This is a genomic window from Streptomyces sp. NPDC053079, from assembly GCF_044546695.1.
Taxonomy (GTDB): Bacteria; Actinomycetota; Actinomycetes; order Streptomycetales; family Streptomycetaceae; genus Streptomyces.
The window spans coordinates 657,552-678,748 of the sequence record NZ_JBITZJ010000003.1; the positions used below are offsets into that span (position 1 = coordinate 657,552).

The following is a 21,197-nucleotide window of genomic DNA, read 5'->3' on the forward strand; positions in this document are numbered from 1 at the left end:
GCGCATGCCCATATGCACCGTCTGCGCTCTGAAGGACAGCCATCCCGGGGTCACTCTCGGCGATGACGGAGTGTGCAGCCTGTGCAAACTCGACGTCGCCGGGGACCTGATGGAGAACTTCGCCTACACCCGGCGGATCTTCGAGGAATTCACCCGCAGCAGTCCCGATCCGCGCGCGGACCACGACTGCCTGTTCATGTACAGCGGCGGCAAGGACAGCACCTACATGCTGGACAAGTTCGTCAACGAATACGGCAAACGCGTGCTCGCCTACACCTTCGACGTGCCTTTCGAGAGCGCGCACGCCGCCGAGAACATCCGGCTTGCCAGGGAGCGGATCCCCGCCACGTTCGTCCTGGACTCCGACGACGACAACATCAAGGCGATGATGCGGGAGGTCTTCAACCGCACCCCCGCCAAGCCCGGCACCTATCTGGACGAGAAGCTGCCGTGCGTCTCCTGCCGCTCCTTCTTCGTCATCCGGGCCATTCTCCACGCCTTCCGGCACCGCATCCCCTACATCGTGCTGTGCGCCGACCCGCAGCAGATCCTGACCATGGAGTCGGACACCCGCGAGGTGGTGCGGGGCTTCTACCGGACCTTCGGGCGGCGGCTGACCGGTGAGTTGTTCCGCGGCGAGCTGGAGGAGGTGCTCTTCGCCGACGAGGAGGAGCTGCCGCGGATCGTCTTTCCGTTCATCGCCATGCGCTACGCGTACGACCCGGACCGCATCGTCGCCGAGCTCAAGGCGAAGGGGCTGTACACCTCGTCGCCGATGGAGACGCACTGCACCCTCTTCCCGCTGCTGAATTACTACTCGTTCGTGAATTGGGACTGCATGTTCTACAAGCTCAACGCGGCCAGTCACCGGCGTTCGGTGCGTAGGGACGCGAATCACCGCCGTTCCACCTTCAGCATCGCCTTCCCGCGCGCCGCCGATCTCCCGTCGATCGAGGAGCGGCTGAAGTGGGTCGTGCTCGACATCGCGGGCAACCGCGGTGACCCGGCGGCGCAGGAACGCGAACTCATCGATGTCTTCCGGAGGTTGGACGCCTCGGAGGAAGCGGCGCGCTTCGTGGCCCAGGGGTTCCTCGCCATGCGCGAGACGGCGGCGGAGCTGGGCATCACCTTGCGGAGCAACGGGACGCGGAGCAACGGGACGGGGACATGACGGACTGCGACGTCGCGATCATCGGAATGGCCTGCCGGTTCCCGGGGGCCTCCACCGTGGAGGCGTTCTGGGAGCTGCTGCGGGAGGGCCGGGAGGCGGTGCGCTTCCCCGCCGAGGAGGAGCTGCTGAGCGCCGGGGCCGATCCGGCCGAGCTCGCGCGCCCCGGCTTCGTCCGGGCGGTGCAGGGCATCGAGGGCATCGAGCTGTTCGACGCCGCCCACTTCGGGATCCCGGAGGACGAGGCGGAGATGCTCGACCCGCAGCACCGGCACTTCCTGCAGTGCGCGCTGGCCGCCCTGGAGGACGCCGGGTACGACCCGGGCACCCACCCCGGCGAGATCGGCGTCTTCGCCGGTGCCGGCATGAACACCTACCTGCCGGGCAACCTCTCCGACCGTTACACCGCCGGTTCCTCGCTCGGCCGCTACCGGCTCATGCTCGCCAACGACAAGGACTATCTGGCCACCCGTGTCTGCTACAAGCTCGACCTGCGCGGGCCGGGCGTCAGCGTCGGCACGGCCTGTTCCACTTCCCTGGTCGCCGTGCACCTGGCCTGCCTGAGCCTGCTGTCCGGTGAATGCGGGACGGCCCTGGCCGGTGCCGTGCATCTGCGGATGCCGCAGGACGAGGGGCACCTCCACCAGGAAGGGATGATCTTCTCGCCGGACGGGCACTGCCGCGCCTTCGACGCCGACGCCCGCGGCACGGTGCTCGGCAGCGGGGTCGGTGTCGTCGTCCTCAAGCCGCTGGCCGACGCCCTGGCGGACGGCGACACCGTGCATGCCGTGATCAAGGGGACGGCGGTGACCAACGACGGCTCGGCCAAGGCGGGGTTCACCGCCCCGAGCGTCGAGCGGCAGGCCGCGACCGTCCGCGAGGCCCAGCGCGTCGCCGGCTGCCCGCCGGAGACCATCGGCTACGTCGAGGCGCACGGCACCGGCACCCCCCTGGGCGACCCCATCGAAGTGAGCGCCCTCAACCGGGCGTTCGGCCCGACCGGAGCCGGCCGTACCGTGCTGGGCTCGGTCAAGACCAACGTGGGCCACCTCGACGCGGCCGCCGGCATGGCGGGCCTGATCAAGGCGGTGCTGATGCTGCGGCACCGCACCTTCGTGCCCAGCCTTCACTTCCGTACCCCCAACCCGGACATCGACTTCGCCGCGGGCCCCTTCCGCGTCGGCGCCGCCACCGTGCCCTGGCCGGACGGGGACGGGCCACGGCGGGCGGGCGTCAGCTCGTTCGGCGTCGGCGGCACCAACGCCCATGTCGTCCTTGAGGAGCCGCCCGCCCCCGGGCCCGGTCCCGCGGCACGGGCGGCCGAGCCGCTGCTGCTCTCCGCACGCACCCCCGAGGCACTGGCCCGCGCCACCGGTGACCTGGCCCGTCACCTGCGCCGTCGCCCGGGTCTGGACCTCGACGCGGTCGCGCACACCCTGGCCGCGGGCCGCCGGCACCACGCGCACCGACGGGCCGTGGTCTGCACCGACACCGGTGACGCGGCCCTCGGCCTGGCCATCCTGGACCCCGAACGGGTACGGACCGGGCAGGCCGACGAACCCCCGGCAGGGTTCGCCTTCGTGCTGCCCGACGTCGCGGACGTCGCGGACATGCCGGGCGCCGCCGAGTCGTACGAGGAGCTGGCGGCGTTCCGCGACGTGGTCGACGCCTGCGCGGAGGAGCTGCGGACGGACGCCGCCGCCCTGCTCGCGGACCGCGACTCGGCGGCCTTCGTCGTGCCGTACGCGCTGGCCCGGGTGTGCCAGGAGTGGGGTGTGCGCCCGCACGCGGTCGTGGGCCGAGGGAGCGGGCGCATCGTCGCCGGGTGCCTGGCCGGGGTGTTCGGGCCGGGCGACGCCCTGTCGCTGGTCACCGGGAGGGCCACCGTCGTGCCGTGCGGCGGCACGCCGGGTCTGCCGGTGAGCCTCGGGGAGGGCTGGCTGCCGTCGCACCGGGCGACCGACCCGGGCACCTGGACGCGGCCGGACGCGGCGCGGGGTGACCAGCAGGGGGATCAGCAGGCGACGGAGGCTCTGCTGAAGGACGCCGGGATGGTCCCTCTGCCGTTCGGGGTGTCCGAAGGTGCCTGCCGGACGGTCACCGAAGTCCTGCTCGACGCCCTGGCCCGTGCCTGGACGCACGGCGCCGACGTCCGCTGGGAGCAGTGGTTCGGGCCCGGGCGACGGCGCCGGGTGCCCCTGCCCACGTACCCCTACGAGCGGCGACGCCACTGGGTCGAGCCGGCCTCCCGGCGCACCGGGCCCGCCGCCCGCCCCGACGACCTGCGCCGCCGCGTCGAGGAGGCGGACCCGGACGAACGCGGTGCGATCCTGCAGGAGTTCCTGCGCCACCAGGCCGCCCGCCTGCTCGAACCGGAGGACGGCCGGCTGCCCGGCGTGGACGACGACCTCTTCCGGCTCGGCGCCGACTCCCTCATCCTCATCGACATCGTCGCCACCCTGGGCACGGCGCTCGGCTGCTCCCTGACCTCCTCGTTCGGCGACCCGCCCACCCTCCGCGAGCTGGCCGACCAGGTGGCCGCATCCTGGCGGACGCGATGAGGGAGACCGTGACGCAGACCGCAACGGGCTGGCCGATCACCGGAACCGGATTGGTGACCAGCGTCGGCGCCGGCACCGCCGAGGTCTTCGAGGCCCTGTGCGCGGGCCGCGGCGCACCGGCCGGGGTGCGGGCCTTCGACACCACCCGGCTGCGCACCCGGCACGCCTTCGAGGTCAGCGACCCTCCGCAGCAGCCCGCGGCCTGGCTGTGCCGGGCCGTCGCGGAGGCCCTCGCACAGGCCTCGCTGCCGGAGGACCTCTCCGGGGTCCCGGTCCTGGTCGGCAGCGGACTGCGCAACCTGCGTGCGGTGGAACGCGACTGGCTGGCCGGCAGCCCGAGCCCGCCCGATCCGCACTTCGGCCGTGCGCTGCGTGACCGGTTCGGGGCCTGTGACACCCACACCTTCGCCGGCGCCTGCTCCGCCTCCCTGTACGCGCTGGCCCTGGCCACCGACCTGCTCGCCGCCGACCGTGCGGAGACGGTGGTGGTGGCGGGCGCCGACACCATCACGGCCGGTATGTACGCCCTCCTCGACCGGGTCCAGCCCGGCGCTCCCCGCGAGGTCCGCCCCTTCGACCGCCGCAGTGCCGGCCAGTTGCTCGGCGACGGCGCCGCCGCCGTCGTCCTGCGCCGCCCCGGCGCCGGCCCGGCCCGGGCGGTGCTGCGCTCCGTCGGCCTGCACTGCGACGCGGGCCACGTCACCACACCGGACCCGGACGGGCTCGTCAGCGCCCAGCGGCAGGCCCACGAGCGCGCCGGCGTCACGCCCGGCGAGATCGGCCTCGTCCATGCCCAGGGCACGGGCGCGCCCCTCAACGACCGGGCCGAGGCGCAGGCCCTGGCCCGGGTGTTCGGGCGGAGCGGCGGCCCGCTGATCTGCGCCGTCGAGGGGATGACCGGCCACGCCTCCGGCTGTTCCGGGCTGCTGTCCACCGTGCTCGCCACCGAGTGCCTGCGCACCGCGCGCGTGCCACCCGTGGTGGGCCTGCGCGAGCCGATCGAGGAGGCGGCGGGGCTGCGGTTCAGCACCGGATGCCGGGTGGAGGGAGAAGAAGCGCGGCTCGGGCAGGTCGGGCAGGTCGCGCAGGTGAACTCCTTCGGCTTCGGCGGGGTTCACGCCGTGGCGATCGTGGGGAGGGCGGCATGACCCGCCCGGCCGACCCGGTCGTGACCGGGACCGGCGTCGCGCTCCGCGGCGCACGGTGCGCCGCGGACCTGTTCGGGCCCGCTCCTGGTCCCCCGTCGAAAGCGGGGCCGTGGCCGCCCTACGAGCGGGAGTCACGCTTCAAGGACCGTGCGACCCGGCTCGCCCTGCTGGCGGGCGAGGCCGCGCTGACCGACGCCGGACTGCTCGACGACGGCGCTCTCACGGTGCCCGGGATGACGGTGGGCACCGTCATCAGCTCCAACCTGGGGACCCTGGAGACGGTCTGCCGGGTGGCCGGGACACTCGACCACGAGGGCCCCGCCGGCCTGCGCACCATGGACCTGCCCAACGCCTGCAGCAACGCCACCGCCTCCAGCGTGGCCATCCGCTTCGGGCTGCGCGGCGCCAACCTCATGCTGTGCAACGGCGCCACCTCGGGGCTCGACGCGGTCGGCTGGGCCGCCCTCGCCCTGGCCGCCGGGCGGGCCCGGCATGTCCTCGTCATCGGCGTGGAACCCGCCGACCCCGTGGTACGGCGGCCGGCGCGGGGGCCGGTGCCGCTGGACGGCGCGGCGGCGCTCGTCCTGGAGACCCGGGCGGCCGCGGCCGCACGCGGCCGCCGCGCCCGTACGGCGGTCACGGGGTACGCGCGGCGGCGGGACGTGGCCGCGGCCGTCGCGGCGGCCACGGCCTCCGGGGCGGCCCGCGACGGCAAGGTGGGGCTGTGGCTGCCGCCGGAAGCCGGCGGTCCCGGCACTCGACGTGACGCCGGGCCACCGGGCCTGCCCGCGACCGCCGTCCTCGACCTCGGCCGCACGCTGCCGTCGGCCTCCGGCGCATTCGGAGTGTTCCAGTGCGTAGCGGCGACCGCCTGGCTCGATGCCGCGGCCGCTCCCCCGGGCCCCGCCCTCGCCGCGGCCGGCGGCGGGCCCGCGGACGACGCCGCGGCCGCCGTCCTGCTCACCACCGCACCGTTCGACGACGCAGCACAAGGAGACGGATGACGCAGGTCCTGATCACCGGGGCGGGAGCGGTCTCCTGCCTCGGTGCGGGGGTGACGGCCATGTGGCGCGCGCTGTGCGCCGCCCCGGACAGCCTCCCGGCGCGCGCCGACGACCCCGGCGCCCGGATGCCGCTTCCGCTGATCCACATGGCCCCCGCCGAACCCGGGCCCGACGGCAGGGCCACCCGCCTGGCCCTGGCCGCGGCCCGGGAGGCGGTCGCCGACGCCCGGCTGAACTCCCGGCAGCTCGCGCGCGCTCACGTGGTCATCGGCACCGGCGGCGGCAACGCCGACGAGTGGGAACGGCCGCTGGACCCCGCCCGCCCCTGCACGCCCCCCTTCACCGTGGCCGCCGCGGTCAGCGCCGACCTCGGCGCGAGCGGCGGCGCGACGAGCGTCAGCAACGCGTGCGCGGCCGGCGGCTTCGCCCTCGGCATCGCCGCGGACACGATCCGGTCCGGGGAGGCCGACGTCGTGGTGGCCGGCGGCGCCGAGGCGTACAGCCGGGTCGCGCTCGGCTGTTTCAACCGCATGGGCGCCGTCGACCCGCACGCCTGCCGTCCCTTCCACCGCGAGCGCGGCGGCACGGTCTTCGGCGAGGGCGCCGCCGTCCTCGTCCTGGAATCGGCCGAACACGCCCGTGCCCGCGGTGCGGTACGCCGCTACGCCACGCTGGCCGGCTCCGGCTGGAGCTGCGACGCGCACCACCTCACGGCGCCCGATCCGCAGGGTGCCCAGATCCGGCGGGCCATGACCGACGCGCTCCACGACGCCGGCGCCGCCGCGTCATCGGTGGGCTGCGTCGTACCGCACGGCACCGGAACCCGCCTCAACGACGTGGTGGAGAGCGAGGCGCTGGGAGCCATCTTCGGTGACGGCCCGGCGCCGCCCCTCTACAGCCTCAAGGCTCTCATCGGCCACACCGCTGGGGCCGCCGGAGCGCTGGGCGCCCTCACCGGTGCGCTCATCCTCGACCACCGCACCGTACCGCCCAACCTGCCGCTCGGCGCCGACCAGGATCCGCAGTGCCCCGTCAGGCTGCCGCAGGGCGGGCCCATACCGCTGACCGGCCGACATGTCATGGTCAACGCGTTCGCGTTCGGGGGCAACAACGTGTCACTGGTCCTTGAAGGGCCCGCGGATGGACACGTGGAAGGACACGGGGCATGAGCGCCGACGCGCTGGTCGTAACGGGCATCGGCATCGTCAGCCCCTGGGGGAACGACCCGTCCCGGCTCGCTCTGGACGACGACGGACGGCCCGACCCCACCGACTCGTGGTTCGACGTCGCGGCCGAACTCGGGCCCCGCGGCTACAAGTACGTCCCGCCCTCGTGCCGCTACCTTCTCGCCGCCACCCGCAGGGCCCTCTCCGACGCCGGGGACCTCTGGCAGGGCGTGCCCGAGACACGGCGCGGCATGGCCGTCGGCACCAACAACGGGATCGCCACCCTCATCGACGCCATGGACGAGACGATCAGCGGCCCCGGCGCCGCCCGGCTCGGCCCGGCGACCGCCCCGTACTTCTCCATCAACACCCTCGCCGGCCGGGTCGCGATGGACCACGGGGTCAAGGGCTGGAACCTCACCCTGACCTCTCCCCGCACAGCCGCCCTGGAAGCGCTGGGCGCCGGGGCCCGCGCGGTCGTCGCCGGCCGCTCCGACGTGTTCCTGGCCGCTTCCACCGAGGCCCCGCCGCCCCGGCACGCCCCCGGCCGCGGCGTGCTCGAGGCGGGCGCGGCCGTGCTGGTGCTCGAGCCCTCCGCCCAGGCCGCCGCACGCGGCGCCACCGCATACGGCACCTGTCGCACCGTCGTCTTCTTCCTCCCCGCCGACGCGTCACGGACCGTCGCCCGGCGCACCGTCGACGATGCCCTCACCCGCCTCCTCGCCCCCCAGGGCCATGACGGCCCCCCACCCGTCCACCTGGTCACCGACACCTGCCCGGTGGGCACCGCCCTCGCCGCGCACCTGCGTGACGTGGGCGCCCGCACCCGCGCCGTACCGGCAGCCGCCGGCACGCTCCTGCCCTTCCTGCACGTCATCCACGCACTCACCGGCCAGGGCCCGCCCCGCCTCGTGGCCACCACCAGCCCGGAGGGCACCTGCGCCCTGACGCTGGTGCGCCCTCACCCCACCACCCACCACACCCGGGAGGACCGATGAACCCCGACAGCGTCGTCATCGACCTGGAGAAGCTGCGCCTGACCATCGCCGAGACCCTCGAACTCGATCCGGAGGAGGTCACCGACGACGCCCACTTCGTCAATGACCTGGGCGCCGACTCCCTCCTCGCCCTGGAGATGCAGATCGCCCTCGAGGAGCAGTACGGCGTCCACGTCACCGAAGAGGACCTGCGCGCCGCCACGACCTTGCGCGCCGCGCACACGATGCTGACCGAGAAGGCCGCTTCGGGGAACGGGGGCAGCGGCTCGGCCTCCGGCTGAACGAGGGCGGGAAACATCCCGGGCGTTCCGGCAGGCGGACGGTTCCGCCCAACAGATGACGCCCAGGGGATGGGGGTCGGTCGCCTCTTGGTGGAGCAGATGATCGGCCAGGCCGGGAAGGCCGGGGCGAGCGACGTGCGTGTGGTCTCTCATCCCCCGGCCGAGAAGTTCTACCGCCGCCTGGGCGCCGAGCGGGTGGGGACGGTTGCTCCGTCGCCGCCCAAAGGTCGCATGGGAGCGGCCGGAACTGCGGTTCGCCATTAAAAGGAGATCCACGCATGATTCTGGTCGCCGGTGCCACCGGCAACGTCGGCAGCGAACTCGTCGCACGGCTCGCCGCCGATGGCGTACCCGTGCGGGCCACGACCCGTACACCCGAGAAGTCCGGCCTCCCCTCCGGTGTCGACGTCGTCGCCGGCGACTTCGACAAGCCCGAGACGCTCCCCGCCGCGCTGGACGGCATCGACCGCGTCTTCGTCGTCCCGCCGGGTTACGGACCCGAGGGCCCGGTCCAGGAGCGCACCCTCGTCGCCGCCGCCCGCGCAGCCGGCGTCCAGCACCTGGTCAAGCTCTCCACCAGCGGCGTCACCCACGGCGCCACCGACCCGCTGAGCTCCGGCCACCGCCACGGCGAGCAGGTCGTCCAGGACTCCGGCCTCGCGTGGACGATCCTGCGCCCCGGAACTCAGCGAACCAGGACCTGTTCTACCGGCGTCGATGGACGGTCGGAGCGGGGCCGGCCGCTCCGGACCAGGCGGTATCGATTCGGAACCGGGGGCTTTTCAGGCTCCGTGCGGTGAGTTCGATGAGCGTTGTTTCTCTTGCAGGGGAGCCTCCCAGGCGACGGTGATGTCGCGGGCGACATCGCGTAGGAGGTCGATGAGCATGTGTGCGAGTGGTGTGAGGCTGGCGTCTGTTTTGGTCACGGCGTAGAGCTGGCGGTAGGGCCTGGGGTGGGCCAGTTCGCGGTGGGTGGTGCCAGGCGCATGGGCCAGGGCCAGGCGCGAGACCAGGGCCACTGCGATGCCCGTGCCGACGAGGGCCTGGGCGACATCGTAGGACTCGGTCTCGAACCGCACGGTGGGAGTGAAGCCGGCCTCGCGGGCAGCGTCGTGGAATTGTTCACGGGCGGCATGGCCGGCCAGGATGGAGACCCACGATTCGTCGCGCAGTTGTTCCAGGTGAAGTTCGTTGTCCGCGGGCTGCCCGGTGGCCAGTGGATGGTCGTCGGGGAGAACCACGACCATCGGGTCCAACAGGAGCGAGTGGGCCCGTATGTGTGGGGGCGGCGCGAGCGGCGTGCCCCAGGACGCGACGATGGCCACGTCGAGGCGCCCGGCGCTGATCTCGTCCGCTCCGCGTCCGGACACCACGTCCACGACCGAGACGTCGGCGTCCGGATGACGGTGCCGCAGGGCCGTCAGGGCGGGTGGCAGCAGGTGCAGGGCAGCCGCCTGGAACGTTCCGATCCGCAGCCGTAGGGAGAGGTGGCCGAGCAGTGCGGCCAGTTGCGCCTCGGCCTTGTCCGACGCCTCCTCCACGGTTCGACCGTGGGAGGCGAGCAGCGCACCGGCCGCGGTGAGCGTTGCCCCGCGAGGACCACGGATGACCAGGGGCACCTGCCAGTCGCGCTCGGCCTTGACCACCTGCTGTGTGACCGCCGCGGGCGTGAGTCGTAGGGCGTGAGCCGCCGCCGTCAAGGAGCCGTGCCGCTCGATCAACGCGAGAAGCCGGAGCTGTCCCGGGTCCACCACCATTCACTAATCCTAACGCTGCACCCTTCTCTTTTAACTTCTCTTATGAGTACGGGAGAGGAAGCCTGGTGGTGCACCCATCGGCCGCAATCCCCGGGAGGGGTTCTTTCCCATGCCCACGCATGTACCCGTTTTCATCGCCACCACCTTGCTGCTGGCGATGCTGCCAGGCGCGAGTGCAGCCCTGATGATCCGGCAGGTTCTGGAAGGCGGCCAACGTACGCTCCAAGGCACGCTCGCGGGCAATGCCACCGGCTTCCTGCTGTGGTCCACGGCCGCCGCAGCCGGTCTGTCCGCCGTCCTGCTGGCCAGCCCCACCGCGTACACGGCGCTCCGGATCGCAGGCGGCATCGTGCTGATGTACCTCGGGGTGAAGACGCTTCGGACCACGATCAACACCACCGTCTCCACCACCCCGACCGACAAGGGCGAGCGCGGCACCGGCTTCGCTAGCGGATATCTCATCGGCCTGAGCACCAACCTCGGCAACCCCAAGGCGGGCGTGTTCGCCATCTCGGTGCTGCCCCAGTTCGTGACCGCGAAGGGACCGGTGTTCCTGTCGACCGTCGCCCTGGGAGTCGTGTGGGCGCTCGTCAGCGCCTCCTGGTACATGTTGCTCACCTGGGCCGTCAGCCGAGGGCGCGACCTGGTGTCGAAGCCGACCGTCCTGCGGGGACTCGGCGTGACCACCGGCGTCGTCCTGCTGGGACTGGGCGCTGCGGTGGCAGCCGGTGTCTGAGGGCCGGGCCGGTACTTCTTCCAGCGCCCGACCGCGCGGGCCATCCGCCGCCCTTGTGTACCGGCAGCCATGAGGTTGCCCTGCATGACCGGTGGCGACGAAGCACCCGAAATGATCGCCCCGGCTTCGCCGTCCGCTCAGGCCCGGGGCCACGCGGGTACTCTGCCCGACGGCACGGGAGCGAGGAAGCCGATGACGTACGCTATGACACCGGACGGAACCCGCATCGCCTACCAGCTCCAGGGCCAGGGGGCGCCGTTGGTCCTGCTGGCGGGCCAGGCCAGCAACCACCACTGGTGGGATGTGGTTCGTGCCGACTTCCATCCCGCGCGCAGCACCCTCACGCTCGACTACCGCGGCACCGGCGACAGCGACAAGCCCGACACCCCTTACAGCACCGAACTGTTCGCCCAGGACGTCATCGCCGTCCTCGACGAACTCGGCATCGACCGGGCCGACGTCTACGGCACGTCCATGGGCGGACGGGTGGCCCAGCAACTCGCGGGCCGCCACCCCCACCGGGTGGGCGCCCTGGTTCTCGGCTGCACCTCACCCGGCGGACCGCACAGCGTCGAACGCGGCAACGACGTCCGCCAAGCCCTGGCGCAACCTCAGCCCGGAGCCGCGCGACAGGCCCTGCTGGAGCTGATGTACACCCCTCGATGGCTCGCCTCCCATCCCGGCCCACACCACACCCTCGGCGATCCCGGCATGCCCGCCCACGCTCGACGCCGGCACCTCACGGCCAGTAACCGGCACAACGCTTGGGACCTCCTGCCGGACATCAGCGCACCCACCCTGGTCGTCCACGGGAGCGACGACCTGCTCAACCCCACCGCCAACGCACCCCTGCTCGCCGACCGCATCCCCGACGCCCGACTGCACCTGATTCCCGGAGCCCGGCACGCCTACTTCGAGGAGTTCCGCACCCACGCCAGCCCCCTCGTCCTGGACTTCCTCACCACCGCGCGCTCGCCGAACACGAGAAGGCCGAGGCATATCCGGAAGCCGTCAAGATGAGGAGCTCGTCTTGTACGGCCGTGCCGAGACTGCATTGATCATCTCGGGTGCCCACGAATCCGAGGCCCGAAGCGCTTCGCACTAACCTTTGCCCATGCCTGACGAGTCCCCCCTCATCAAAAGCCTGCGCGCGGCCGTGGACGCCGCCCCCGACGACGTGCCCCTGCGCCTGCACTTCGCCGAGCTCCTGCTCGGGCAGGAGCAGCGGAACGAGGGGATCGTCCAGGTCGCCGCGGCTCTTCAGCGCGAGCCGGGCAACGCCGAGGCGCAGGCGCTGATGGCCCGGGCCGTCGCGCCGCAGGCCGCCGTGCCGGCGGCCCCGCACGTACAGGAGCAGGACTGCGCACCCGCCCCCGGCCCCGATGCCGCTCCCGGCGGTTCCGGTGGCTACGACTGGCGGCGTGCTGAGGACGAGCTGTCGGGCGTCGTCCCGCCCCGCTTCGTCCAGTCGGCCCGGGACGAGGATCCCGCACCCGTACCGGCCCATGAAGGAGAGACCACCGGCCCGGACGACGACGGCATCTCCCCCTGGGACGTCGAGAGCGGCTCCCTCACCCTCGCCGACGTCGGAGGGATGGACCAGGTGAAGGAGCGCCTGGAGGCCGCCTTCCTCGCCCCGATGCGCAACCCCGAACTGCGCAAGCTCTACGGCAAGAACCTGCGCGGCGGACTGCTCATGTACGGTCCGCCCGGCTGCGGCAAGACCTACATCGCCCGTGCGGTCGCGGGCGAACTCGGGGCCCGCTTCATGTCCGTCAGCATCAGCGACGTCCTCGACATGTGGATGGGCAACTCCGAACGCAACCTCCGCCAGCTCTTCGAGACCGCGCGACGCAACGCCCCCTGCGTGCTCTTCCTCGACGAGATCGACGCCCTCGGCGCCAAGCGCAGCCAGGTACGCCACACCGGCATGCGCACCACCGTCAACCAGCTCCTCACCGAGCTCGACGGGGTGAGCGCTTCGGCCGACGACGGCGTGTTCGTCCTCGCCGCCACCAACCATCCCTGGGACGTGGACACCGCGCTGCGCCGCCCGGGCCGGCTGGACCGGATGCTGCTCGTGCTGCCGCCCGACCAGTCCGCCCGTGAGGCGATCCTGCGCCACCACCTCAAGGACCGGCCGGTCGCCGGCATCGACCTGGGCAAGCTGGCCAGGCGGACCGATGGCCTCTCGGGCGCGGACCTGCAGCACCTGTGCGAGTCGGCGGCCGAGCGCGCGCTGATGGACTCCGTACGGAGCGGCGAGGCCCGGATGATCGGGATGGCCGACTTCACGGCCGTCCTCGGCCAGATAAGGCCCTCCACCGGCCCGTGGTTCGCCTCGGCCCGCAACGTCGCCCAGTTCGCCAACGAAGGCGGGGCGTACGACGAACTCCTGGTCTACCTCAAGAAGCGGAAGATGCTGTGAACACGAACATGGGCACCGGAACGGAGCTCAAGGAACGCGCCGGCGCCCTCATGGACATCGGGCGCTTCGACCAGGCCGCCGAGCTCCTGGCCCGGTATCTGGTGGATGCGCCCGGGGACGCCTGGGCGTGGTCCCACCTGGCGCACTGCCGCTTCCGCGCCGGCGATCACGAGGGCGCCCTGAAGGCGGCGGACGAGGGCATAGCCGCCGACCCCGAGTGCTGGTACCCGTGGGAGCGGCGGGCCTTCCTGCTGCCGTTCTTCATGCGCGTCGACGAGGCGCTCGAGGCGGCCCGGGAGGCCGTCCGGGTAGGCCCCGAGGAGGCGTCCGCGCACAGCGTGCTCGCCAGGTGTCTGCTCTTCACCGGCGACCATCAGGGCTGCTACAAGGCCCACCGCAAGGTGGTCGAGCTCGACCCCGAGAACCCCACGGCGCACTTCAACCTGGCCCACCCCGCAGAGCTGATCGGCCGCCTCGACGTCCGGGAGCAGGCGCTCCGCAACGCCCTGCGCCTGGACCCCGACTACGCCGACGCCCGCGCCCAGCTCGCGGAGCTGCACAGCGACGCGCAGCGCATCAAGCTGCCCGAACTGGCCGGTGAGTACAGCGCCGCCCTCGGCGCCAAGCCGGACTCCCCTTACATCGAGCACAAGCTCAACGTGGTCGTTCTCCGGCTGCTGCGCCGCACCCGCTGGTTCGCCCTGATCTGCCTCGTGATCGCCGCCCTGACGTCACGGGCCTTCCCGACGGGCGACGCCCCGAGGGAACTGCCCGTGCCGCTCGACACCCGGTTGTGGTCCCTGGTGCTGATGAGCGTCACCTGGGGCCTCGGCGCCTGGTTCTTCGCGTACCGCAAGCTCCCCCGGGGCGCGCGCAACACCGTGTGGTCGCTGCTGCGACGCTACTGGCCCTCGCGACTGCCCCTCGCGCAGGCGGCGTGGGGCACGCTGTGCGCGCTCGTGCTGGTGCTCGTCCCGTGGACGGACCGGGGGTACGAGCAGACGATCGCCCTGGTGGGCGCGGTGCCGGTGGTGCTCGCCATGTGGTTCGGGAACGCCTGGCGGCGGCAGCAGAACGAGCGTCGTGAGAATCGTGAGAAGGGATAGCGGTCTGCCTCTCATCGAGGCAGGCGGTCGGAGGCAGGGCGCTCGTCCGACCGCCGCCCGCTCAGTCTTCCCAGGGCCAGCGGGCGTCCCGGCCGCTTTCGAGCAACGGCACCAGTCGGAACGCCGCGTCGGTGAGCCCGCCGAAGGTGTGCCGATGGGCGGACCCGGACGGGCCGTGGCCGGGACGGTAGCCGGCGAGGTTCCAGGTGTAGACCGGGATGTGGGCCGGGACCTGCTCGGTCGGGTCGCCCGCGCGGTGGTAGGACGCCTGCTCGTCGGTGACGATCAGGACCCGGTCGTGGCCGCGGTAGTGCCGGCGCACGGCCTCGGTGGTGTCGGTGCCGCCGAGGCTCCCGAACCGCTCCAGCGCCTTGAGGACCGACTCGCCCCTGCGGTACGCCACGGGCGCGCTGGTCGTGCCGAACTCCACCAGGTCGGCGTCGGCGGCGCGCATCGCCACGGCCGTGCCGAAGATCGCGGCGGCGTCCGCGCGGTTGAGCTCGGACCGGTCCGACAGCGGCGACCACATGGAACCCGAGCGGTCCACCAGGATCAGGGTGCGGCCGGGCAGTGCCGGCACGTTCGCCAGCGAGTGGCCGAGGGCCTGCTCCAACGGGTAGGCCCAGCGCAGCGAGGGCGCGTGCTGGTACGCGGCCAGGTATCGGAAGGGGAACTGCCCCGACCGGGCGACTTCTTCCGGATCGGCGATCCGGGCGGCCACCTGCCGGGCGACCTCGTCGCGGACGCCCGCCTCGTCGAAGTTCCGCAGGTTGCGGACCAGGGCCATGGTCCCCATGGAGGGAATGACGGCCTCCCAGGCCGCCGCGTCCATCGGGCCCTGCAGCCAGCCCGCCAGCGCCTCCCACGTCATGCCCGCTGCGGCGAGCCGCTCGGCGCCGCCCGGCCCCGTGACCAGGGCGCGGCGTTCGGCGACGGGGACGGCCATCAGCTCGCGGTGCGCGGTGAGGATGCGGTCCGCGGCGGGCGGGGTGGCGCTGTCCGGGTTGTGGCGGCGGTCCAGGGCGTACTGGAAGAGGTCGCCCTGCCACGGCTTGTCCGGGTCGGGCGTGGGGTGGACGAGGTTGAGGACGTCACCGAAGCGGTAGCCCTTGGAGGCGGTGTCGTACTTCAGGAGGTTGCGGCCGGTGTAGAGGCGGCGCACGGCATCGGCGATGCCCCGCTTGACCGGCTTCGGCACGTTACGGCCGTAGGCGGAGGTCCAGTAGGCCAGCATCTCGCCGGGCTCGTCGGCCCGGCGCAGTACGGAGTCGACGACCTGGCGGTTGGTGGGACCGTCGGTGGCGCCGGCTTCCAGCCGGGCCTTGACGTACTCGGCGGCGCCGACGAGGGAGGCGGTGCGCATCCGGCCGTCGCCGCGCAGCCATCGAAGGAGACCGGCGGTCCAGGCGGCGTCCTCAACGGCGAGCTTGCGTACGAGCGCGGCGAAGCGGTCGTCACGGCCGGCGCCGCTTTCGTGGTAGGTCTGCTGGGAGACGAAGTTGGCGACCGCGAGCAGGAACAGCTCGGAGCGGTCGTCCCGCACGTACCCCTTGCCGCCGAGGTGGGTGCGGGTGCGCCCGGTCGTGGTCACGGGCGAGGCGGGACGGGCCGCCTTGGGCGCGCGTACGTTGAAGCGTGCCATGTGAATTCCCCCGAATTCGTTCGGGGAAGCACGGCGTGGGGCGTCCGAGATCACGAGGTCGGCGACGGTACATACAGCTGCTCTGCCTGCTGAGCTACACCAGCCCATAGCTGGGACGGGATTCGAACCCGCGACCCGCTGTCCAATGAAGTAACCGTCACCTGCGCACCGGACGCCCCGATGCCGCGCCTCCCGAGTTCAAAGTGGCCACGGCATGGAATTCGATCACAACGAAGTAGCCGTGGCCCGCGCACCGGGAGGTGCGTGAAGCCGATGTCCAGAGATCAAGGCGGCGGAACCGACGAGGCGCTCTATCCCCTGAGCTACGCCGGCATGAGTACCGGCGGCGGGACTCGAACCCGCGACCTCCCGATGTGGAGTCGAAGTAGGTCCCGCCTTCGCACCTGGATATCGATCACTCTAGGGGGATGGGGGCCGAGGGCACCAAGGGTTTTTCACCGCGGGCGGTCGGTCGAGTTCCGGAAAGACGAGGACGTCGGCGTTCGGGAACTGTGGAACCGCGATCTCCACCGCCGGGATCTTCAGCCCCTCCCCCACCTCCTCCGGCTCGTCGAGGCGCGCGTACGCCACCTCGCCGTTCGCCGTCGCGACCTGCCAGATCCAGGGCAGGTGCACATCGCCGGAGAAGAGGAGAGGAACGCCCATGGTGCGGGCGAGGAGCACGGCGAGATCCTGCTCGGCCGGGCGGTAGGACACCTCTTTCGCGAGGCCGACGTCGAACGCCCAGTCCAGGTCCCCCTTGCGCCGCTGGTAGCCGCAGAGCACGGGGGCGTCCCAGCGGCAGTCCTGCATGCCGGTCACGTCGTCACCGTCGTACAGCTCGACGTCGTGGACCGGCACGGCGAAGATCTCCGCCAGCGCCGCGGCCATCCGCGTGCACGCGTCATGCCCCGCCACCAGGAAGATGTAGAAAACCGGTGCGCCTTCGCTCATGACGCGACCCTCCTCTTGTCCGGGCTTTCACATTTCAGTCGTCGACGCTCAGCATGAGCAGAGCGATGTGCGACCGCGTGACGAGCACGAAGCTCTTGCGCCAGGTCGCCGGACATCCATCGCCTTCGGCGACAACGACCTCTGCGGCCATGCGCACACTGCCCAGATGCCGCTCGACGGCCCCGGCCACGGCGAGCGCTCCGGGGCGGCCCGGTGCCGGCCGGCCGCCGAAGGCGACCGGCCCTGCCGTCCCGTCGATGGCCCGCCCCAGCTCATCGGCCCAGCGCGAGGGCGGCTTCAACGGCCGGACGCTCGTCACCGCCTCCGGACAAGCCACCGAGTTGGCCAGTTCCGTCAACGAGGACCGGGGCGGGAAGCCTTCCACAAGCGGCACGACCGCGACCAGCGACAGAGAGGCGGCGCGGTCGGTGCCAGTGATCTCCGCTTCCAGCGGGGCCGCGACGTCACGGACCGCCGTCCGGGCCGCGAAGGCCGCTCGCCCGGCGCCGGCGTCCGCAGCACCCCTTGACGAACACTGCGACCCATCGCCCGAAGTGAAATTCTTGCCCCGTTTCACAAGGTCACCCTCGACTCGACGTCGTGCAGGGACAGCACGTAGACCGTGGCGAAGAGCAGGGGGTGCCGCTGCTCGGCGACGGCCTGCGTCAGGTCGGGCAGGCGGTTCACGGCGTGCGTGGTCATATGAGGGTGCTTCCGGTGGTCAGGGAGCGACGGCGGACCGAGATCAGCCAGTTCTCCACGCAGGCGGTGTCGGGGTGTTCCGGGAGCGGGCTCGTGGCGAGCGCCCGGTCCAGGCGTGCGGTCAGCTCGTCGCGCCAGGTGCGGACCTCGTCCCAGGACAGTTCGCCACGGCGTACGGCCAGCAGGCGTTCGCGGTACGGGCCGGCGTCGATGTGCATCGTGCCGCTCTCCAGCAGCGAGCTACCGCTGATCATCAGGCGGAGCATGTGCATGATGTGCTTCCAGCGCGGCTCGCCCTCGCGTTCGCGGCGGTTCTCCGCCTTGGTGAACTGGGACATGGCGTACCGCGCGAACGTGCTGTGCACCCTGCGGGAGAGAAACGCCGGGGCGAGGTCCTGCAGTTCCGCGCCCAGCGCGGAGCGCTGTTCGACGAGCGGGCTGTGCAGAACTTCGAGAATGTTGGGATTGCCGGACAGCGCGAGTTCGCAGAACCGCTCCACTTCCCAGCTGAACTGCTCGGGCAGCGGACCTTCCATATGGGTCGGCGGTTTGGCCATACGCCAGAAGTCGGCGGTGGGGGCCACGTACACGCCACGGCGGTCGACGTCCGAGGCGGCCGTGGAAAGCCCGAACGCGCGCGATCCGACGACCACCGACAGAATCGTGTGCCGTTCCACCAAGTGCTGTGCTTCTGACATGCAGCTAGTTTCATCAAATCGCCGCCATTGACCAAATGGATTCCGAGGTGGCCGTATCTTGCGCCTGGCAGGCATTCCTGCCACTGTTCGCCGGCTCCGCCCCGCAGCAGACTGATCGACATGCACAGACCGAACCTTTGGGCACCCCAGTCGGCCGACGCGCCCCCCTCCCGGAGCCCAAAGTGACCAAATTCCTGCTGTCCATCCACGTGCTCGCGGCGATCCTGGTCCTCGGACCGGTCGCCGTGGCGGCCTCGTTGTTCCCGCGCTACGCGTGGCAGGCCGCGTCCGGCGACAAGGACGGGGGCGGACGCGCGGCCGAGGTCGCCGCCCTCCTGCACCGGATCTGCCGGGGCTACGCCGTCGTCGGAATCGCCGTGCCGGTGTTCGGGATCGCCACCGCGGTCCAACTCGGCGTCCTGGGCGACGCCTGGCTGATCGCCTCGCTCGTCCTGACCGCGATCGCTGCGGCCACCCTGGTGCTGGCCGTCCTGCCGGGCCAGCTGAGCCTCCTCGGGCTGCCCCAGGGCGCCGCGGCGGACACCGGGTCGCCGCCCGCCGCCGTGGCCCGTCTGGGCATGCTCACCGGCGTCTTCAACCTCTTGTGGGCCGTCGTGGTCGTCCTCATGATCGTCCGTCCCGGCTCCACGACGGGAGCGTGATCATTCGTGCGCACGCTACGGATCGCGGCCCTCATCGAAGCCGCATCCCTGACTGCCCTGCTCGTCAACCTGCTCACCTGGCACGTACGGGAGATCACCGCGCTGGGTGGACCGACGCATGGCATGGCCTACCTCGTCGTCATCGCGACGACTTGGCCGATGGCGAAGTCCTCTCCCCCGGGCGCCCGTTGGCGCGCCCTGGTCCCAGGACTGGGCGGGCTGCTCGTGCTCCGGCACATCGGCGACGACCGCTTCCCGGCACACCACCCCGATACCGAACCCGTCCGGAAAGGATGACCCCGATGGGCCTCGACCACGACGGACTGTCGTTGCCGCGTACCGACGTGGCGCTGGCCGCGCTGCGCTTCGCGGAGAGCATCGTGAACACCGCCGTCTTCCACCACAGCGTGCGCACCTATCTCTACGGTCGCCGGCTCGGCGAACAGCAGGGCCTGCGCCCCGGCCACGACTACGACGACCAGCTGCTGTTCCTCGGCTCCGTACTGCACGACGCCGGACTCAGCCCCCAGGGCAACGGTGACCAGCGCTTCGAGGTCGACGGCGCCGACCTGGCCGCCGAGTTCCTCACCCAGAAAGGACTTCCGGCCGCCGAGGTGGAGGTCGTCTGGGACGCCATCGCCCTGCACACCAGCGACGGCATCGCCACCCGCAAGCGCCCCGAGATCGCCCTGGTGTCCGCCGGCTCCAGATTCGACATCACCGGCGGCCCGGACCCCGTCCCGGCCGCGTACGTCGCCCGCGTCCACGCCGCGCTGCCGCGCCTGCACGTCGCACCGGTGCTGCGCGACGCGGTAGTCGCCCAAACACTCGCCAATCCGGGCAAGATCCCCCTGTTCAGTCTGCCCGGCGAGCTCCACCGCGAGCGGACCGGGTCCGCATGGCCGACCTGGGAGCAACTGACCAGGGCCGCCACCGACTGGGACGACTACGACGGTTACCGATCACAGGCGTCGGCGGCCGCCTCCACGATCGACGCGAAGCCGGGCGTCGGCAGCGTGCGGACGTAGCGCAGTCCGGAGCGGGCGAAGAGGGCGTCGAGCTCGGCGGGGCTGCGGGTGCTGCCGCCGAGGGCGGTCATCATCAGGATGTCGAGCTCCTTGCCCGGGTGCGGGGCGTTGCCCGGCGCCGGGACGGCATCGACGATCAGGACCCGGCCGCCCGGGGCGAGGGCCCGGCGGCAGGAGCGCAGGATGCGGACGCAGTCCTCGTCGCTCCAGTCGGGAAGGACATGCTTGAGGAGGAGGACGTCGCCGTCCGGGACGGTGGCGAAGAAGTCCCCGGGCTCGGCCCGCCGGCGTCCGGCCAACTCCTCTTCGTCCAGTAGGGGTTCGTGCAACGCCGCCGCCCGGTCGAAGAGGACGCCCGACAGGCCGGGGTGGCGCAACAGGACGGCCCGCAGCAGTCCGCCCCGTCCGCCGCCGACGTCCACGACCGTGCCCCGGTCCGGGAACGGGTACGCGGCCGCGATTGCGTCGTCGAGCGGACCGGAGAAGGCCGCCATCCCGGCGTCGAAGACCTCCCGGGCCGCGCCGTCGGCCTCGAGGTGTTGGAAGAAGGGGGTGCCGAAGACTCTGGGGAATGCGGATTCCCCGGTGCGTACGGTCTCGGCGAGGTCGGCTGCGGAGCGCACGAACATGTCGTCGGTGAGCAGGAGCACCGTGGAGTGCAACGAGCCGGGGACGTCGGTGCGCAGGGCGTACGCCGCGGGCGTCAGCCCGAATGCGCCCGTCCCGTCCTCCTGGAAGACGCCTCGCGATGCCAGGAGCCGCAGCAACCGGTGCAGTGTCGCGCCGTCGGTGCCGGTGTCCGCGGCGAGCTCGGCGGCGGTGCGCGGCCCGTCGACCAGCCGGTCGGCGATCCGCAGCGACGCGGCGGTCCGCAGGGCGGCGGAATGGAGGAACCCGAAGGTCTCCTCCATCAGCCGCAGGGCCCCTGACGGTTCGGGGGCGGCTGAGTGACGGCTGGGCGAGGTCTCCACGATGATCTCCCGGGGGGAGGGGCGGTTCCGGCGGGTTCCGGAGGATCACCACCCTTCCAGCCGCCGGCCGGGCCCCGGCACCGGCGCTGTACGGATCTCCCGCTAGGACTTCCGTCCTAGGGCGCGGCCGGTGAGTCGCTCCGGCTCGCTGAGACCCACGGCGGAGTTTCCGCCGCGGCCCGCTCCC

The 21,197-nt window shown here is 72.2% G+C and carries 22 protein-coding genes and 1 pseudogene; 16 read left to right on the forward strand and 7 right to left on the reverse strand.

The features are described 5' to 3' along the window. Nucleotides 1–4 precede the first annotated feature (4 nt). The 9 genes and pseudogenes from ACIGXW_RS15150 (at nucleotide 5) to ACIGXW_RS15190 (ending at nucleotide 9,126) form a co-directional block, all read left to right on the forward strand. Complete coding sequence (locus tag ACIGXW_RS15150; RefSeq protein WP_399573367.1) at nucleotides 5–1,171, forward strand: OzmP; 1,167 nt, start codon at nucleotides 5–7, stop codon at nucleotides 1,169–1,171. Beyond that, nucleotides 1,168–3,729: a type I polyketide synthase gene (locus ACIGXW_RS15155; RefSeq protein ID WP_399573368.1), complete on the forward strand. Its 2,562-nt coding sequence runs from the start codon at nucleotides 1,168–1,170 to the stop codon at nucleotides 3,727–3,729. Before ACIGXW_RS15150 ends, ACIGXW_RS15155 begins: the two co-directional genes overlap by 4 nt. 8 nt (nucleotides 3,730–3,737) lie before the next feature. Next, entirely contained in the window at nucleotides 3,738–4,877 is a 1,140-nt protein-coding gene (locus ACIGXW_RS15160; RefSeq protein ID WP_399573369.1) for a beta-ketoacyl synthase N-terminal-like domain-containing protein, read from the forward strand. Further along, nucleotides 4,874–5,881 (forward strand): beta-ketoacyl synthase N-terminal-like domain-containing protein, encoded by a 1,008-nt coding sequence (locus tag ACIGXW_RS15165; protein WP_399573370.1) that lies wholly within the window; start codon nucleotides 4,874–4,876, stop codon nucleotides 5,879–5,881. The genes ACIGXW_RS15160 and ACIGXW_RS15165 overlap by 4 nt, the downstream gene beginning before the upstream one ends. After that, nucleotides 5,878–7,050 carry a beta-ketoacyl-[acyl-carrier-protein] synthase family protein gene (locus ACIGXW_RS15170; protein ID WP_399573371.1) on the forward strand — a complete coding sequence of 391 codons (1,173 nt, stop codon included), beginning with the start codon at nucleotides 5,878–5,880 and terminating at the stop codon, nucleotides 7,048–7,050. The genes ACIGXW_RS15165 and ACIGXW_RS15170 overlap by 4 nt, the downstream gene beginning before the upstream one ends. After that, the gene (locus tag ACIGXW_RS15175) at nucleotides 7,047–8,045 is read left to right on the forward strand and encodes a beta-ketoacyl synthase N-terminal-like domain-containing protein (protein WP_399573372.1); all 999 of its coding nucleotides are present in this window, start codon (nucleotides 7,047–7,049) and stop codon (nucleotides 8,043–8,045) included. Before ACIGXW_RS15170 ends, ACIGXW_RS15175 begins: the two co-directional genes overlap by 4 nt. Then, nucleotides 8,042–8,326 carry an acyl carrier protein gene (locus ACIGXW_RS15180; RefSeq protein ID WP_399573373.1) on the forward strand — a complete coding sequence of 95 codons (285 nt, stop codon included), beginning with the start codon at nucleotides 8,042–8,044 and terminating at the stop codon, nucleotides 8,324–8,326. Before ACIGXW_RS15175 ends, ACIGXW_RS15180 begins: the two co-directional genes overlap by 4 nt. A gap of 54 nt (nucleotides 8,327–8,380) precedes the next feature. Beyond that, nucleotides 8,381–8,588 (forward strand): annotated as a pseudogene (locus tag ACIGXW_RS15185) (GNAT family N-acetyltransferase); the annotation flags it as partial. Between the two features lie 16 nt (nucleotides 8,589–8,604). Next, a complete protein-coding gene (locus ACIGXW_RS15190) occupies nucleotides 8,605–9,126 on the forward strand; it encodes an SDR family oxidoreductase (RefSeq protein WP_399573374.1) in 522 nt (173 codons plus the stop codon). Here ACIGXW_RS15190 and ACIGXW_RS15195 read toward each other — a convergent pair. Continuing rightward, nucleotides 9,109–10,083: a LysR family transcriptional regulator gene (locus ACIGXW_RS15195; RefSeq protein ID WP_399573375.1), complete on the reverse strand. Its 975-nt coding sequence runs from the start codon at nucleotides 10,081–10,083 to the stop codon at nucleotides 9,109–9,111. The genes ACIGXW_RS15190 and ACIGXW_RS15195 overlap by 18 nt on opposite strands. A gap of 109 nt (nucleotides 10,084–10,192) precedes the next feature. On the opposite strand from ACIGXW_RS15195, the gene ACIGXW_RS15200 reads away from it, so the two are divergent. The 4 genes from ACIGXW_RS15200 to ACIGXW_RS15215 all read left to right on the forward strand — a co-directional run bounded on the left by ACIGXW_RS15200 (nucleotide 10,193) and on the right by ACIGXW_RS15215 (nucleotide 14,353). Continuing rightward, entirely contained in the window at nucleotides 10,193–10,819 is a 627-nt protein-coding gene (locus ACIGXW_RS15200; RefSeq protein ID WP_399573376.1) for a LysE family translocator, read from the forward strand. A gap of 192 nt (nucleotides 10,820–11,011) precedes the next feature. Next, nucleotides 11,012–11,839 (forward strand): alpha/beta fold hydrolase, encoded by an 828-nt coding sequence (locus tag ACIGXW_RS15205; RefSeq protein ID WP_399573377.1) that lies wholly within the window; start codon nucleotides 11,012–11,014, stop codon nucleotides 11,837–11,839. A gap of 94 nt (nucleotides 11,840–11,933) precedes the next feature. Then, nucleotides 11,934–13,247: an AAA family ATPase gene (locus tag ACIGXW_RS15210; protein WP_399573378.1), complete on the forward strand. Its 1,314-nt coding sequence runs from the start codon at nucleotides 11,934–11,936 to the stop codon at nucleotides 13,245–13,247. After that, nucleotides 13,244–14,353, forward strand: coding sequence for a tetratricopeptide repeat protein (locus ACIGXW_RS15215; RefSeq protein ID WP_399573379.1), 1,110 nt, complete (start codon nucleotides 13,244–13,246; stop codon nucleotides 14,351–14,353). The genes ACIGXW_RS15210 and ACIGXW_RS15215 overlap by 4 nt, the downstream gene beginning before the upstream one ends. 61 nt (nucleotides 14,354–14,414) lie before the next feature. On the opposite strand, the gene ACIGXW_RS15220 is transcribed toward ACIGXW_RS15215, so the two are convergent. The 5 genes from ACIGXW_RS15220 to ACIGXW_RS15240 all read right to left on the reverse strand — a co-directional run bounded on the left by ACIGXW_RS15220 (nucleotide 14,415) and on the right by ACIGXW_RS15240 (nucleotide 18,349). Next, nucleotides 14,415–15,995, reverse strand: a complete 1,581-nt coding sequence (locus tag ACIGXW_RS15220) for a TROVE domain-containing protein (RefSeq protein ID WP_399573380.1) — start codon at nucleotides 15,993–15,995, stop codon at nucleotides 14,415–14,417. A gap of 420 nt (nucleotides 15,996–16,415) precedes the next feature. After that, nucleotides 16,416–16,949 (reverse strand): hypothetical protein, encoded by a 534-nt coding sequence (locus ACIGXW_RS15225; RefSeq protein WP_399573381.1) that lies wholly within the window; start codon nucleotides 16,947–16,949, stop codon nucleotides 16,416–16,418. 34 nt (nucleotides 16,950–16,983) lie between these two features. Next, nucleotides 16,984–17,343: a hypothetical protein gene (locus ACIGXW_RS15230; RefSeq protein WP_399573382.1), complete on the reverse strand. Its 360-nt coding sequence runs from the start codon at nucleotides 17,341–17,343 to the stop codon at nucleotides 16,984–16,986. Nucleotides 17,344–17,522: 179 nt separating this feature from the next. Then, nucleotides 17,523–17,651 carry a hypothetical protein gene (locus tag ACIGXW_RS15235; RefSeq protein WP_399573383.1) on the reverse strand — a complete coding sequence of 43 codons (129 nt, stop codon included), beginning with the start codon at nucleotides 17,649–17,651 and terminating at the stop codon, nucleotides 17,523–17,525. Then, nucleotides 17,648–18,349 carry a DNA polymerase beta superfamily protein gene (locus tag ACIGXW_RS15240; RefSeq protein ID WP_399573384.1) on the reverse strand — a complete coding sequence of 234 codons (702 nt, stop codon included), beginning with the start codon at nucleotides 18,347–18,349 and terminating at the stop codon, nucleotides 17,648–17,650. Before ACIGXW_RS15240 ends, ACIGXW_RS15235 begins: the two co-directional genes overlap by 4 nt. Before the next feature lie 182 nt (nucleotides 18,350–18,531). On the opposite strand from ACIGXW_RS15240, the gene ACIGXW_RS15245 reads away from it, so the two are divergent. Genes ACIGXW_RS15245 through ACIGXW_RS15255 form a run of 3 tightly spaced genes read left to right on the forward strand, consistent with a single transcriptional unit; the run spans nucleotide 18,532 to nucleotide 20,039 of the window. Beyond that, complete coding sequence (locus ACIGXW_RS15245) at nucleotides 18,532–19,011, forward strand: DUF2269 family protein (RefSeq protein WP_399573385.1); 480 nt, start codon at nucleotides 18,532–18,534, stop codon at nucleotides 19,009–19,011. Nucleotides 19,012–19,017: 6 nt separating this feature from the next. Continuing rightward, nucleotides 19,018–19,308: a DUF3817 domain-containing protein gene (locus ACIGXW_RS15250; RefSeq protein ID WP_399573386.1), complete on the forward strand. Its 291-nt coding sequence runs from the start codon at nucleotides 19,018–19,020 to the stop codon at nucleotides 19,306–19,308. A 5-nt stretch (nucleotides 19,309–19,313) separates the two neighbouring features. Continuing rightward, on the forward strand, nucleotides 19,314–20,039 hold the full coding sequence (locus ACIGXW_RS15255) for an HD domain-containing protein (protein ID WP_399573387.1): 726 nt from the start codon (nucleotides 19,314–19,316) through the stop codon (nucleotides 20,037–20,039). On the opposite strand, the gene ACIGXW_RS15260 is transcribed toward ACIGXW_RS15255, so the two are convergent. Then, a complete protein-coding gene (locus ACIGXW_RS15260) occupies nucleotides 19,967–21,010 on the reverse strand; it encodes a methyltransferase (RefSeq protein WP_399573388.1) in 1,044 nt (347 codons plus the stop codon). The two genes, ACIGXW_RS15255 and ACIGXW_RS15260, sit on opposite strands and share 73 nt — an antisense overlap. Nucleotides 21,011–21,197: the final 187 nt, after the last annotated feature.

Coding starts and splice junctions, on each gene's coding strand:
- ACIGXW_RS15150 (WP_399573367.1), top strand. CDS start 5: ATGCCCATATGCACCGTCTGCGCTCTGAAGGACAGCCATCCCGGGGTC.
- ACIGXW_RS15155 (WP_399573368.1), top strand. CDS start 1,168: ATGACGGACTGCGACGTCGCGATCATCGGAATGGCCTGCCGGTTCCCG.
- ACIGXW_RS15165 (WP_399573370.1), top strand. CDS start 4,874: ATGACCCGCCCGGCCGACCCGGTCGTGACCGGGACCGGCGTCGCGCTC.
- ACIGXW_RS15170 (WP_399573371.1), top strand. CDS start 5,878: ATGACGCAGGTCCTGATCACCGGGGCGGGAGCGGTCTCCTGCCTCGGT.
- ACIGXW_RS15175 (WP_399573372.1), top strand. CDS start 7,047: ATGAGCGCCGACGCGCTGGTCGTAACGGGCATCGGCATCGTCAGCCCC.
- ACIGXW_RS15180 (WP_399573373.1), top strand. CDS start 8,042: ATGAACCCCGACAGCGTCGTCATCGACCTGGAGAAGCTGCGCCTGACC.
- ACIGXW_RS15190 (WP_399573374.1), top strand. CDS start 8,605: ATGATTCTGGTCGCCGGTGCCACCGGCAACGTCGGCAGCGAACTCGTC.
- ACIGXW_RS15195 (WP_399573375.1), bottom strand. CDS start 10,083: ATGGTGGTGGACCCGGGACAGCTCCGGCTTCTCGCGTTGATCGAGCGG.
- ACIGXW_RS15200 (WP_399573376.1), top strand. CDS start 10,193: ATGCCCACGCATGTACCCGTTTTCATCGCCACCACCTTGCTGCTGGCG.
- ACIGXW_RS15205 (WP_399573377.1), top strand. CDS start 11,012: ATGACGTACGCTATGACACCGGACGGAACCCGCATCGCCTACCAGCTC.
- ACIGXW_RS15210 (WP_399573378.1), top strand. CDS start 11,934: ATGCCTGACGAGTCCCCCCTCATCAAAAGCCTGCGCGCGGCCGTGGAC.
- ACIGXW_RS15220 (WP_399573380.1), bottom strand. CDS start 15,995: ATGGCACGCTTCAACGTACGCGCGCCCAAGGCGGCCCGTCCCGCCTCG.
- ACIGXW_RS15225 (WP_399573381.1), bottom strand. CDS start 16,949: ATGAGCGAAGGCGCACCGGTTTTCTACATCTTCCTGGTGGCGGGGCAT.
- ACIGXW_RS15235 (WP_399573383.1), bottom strand. CDS start 17,651: ATGACCACGCACGCCGTGAACCGCCTGCCCGACCTGACGCAGGCCGTC.
- ACIGXW_RS15240 (WP_399573384.1), bottom strand. CDS start 18,349: ATGTCAGAAGCACAGCACTTGGTGGAACGGCACACGATTCTGTCGGTG.
- ACIGXW_RS15255 (WP_399573387.1), top strand. CDS start 19,314: ATGGGCCTCGACCACGACGGACTGTCGTTGCCGCGTACCGACGTGGCG.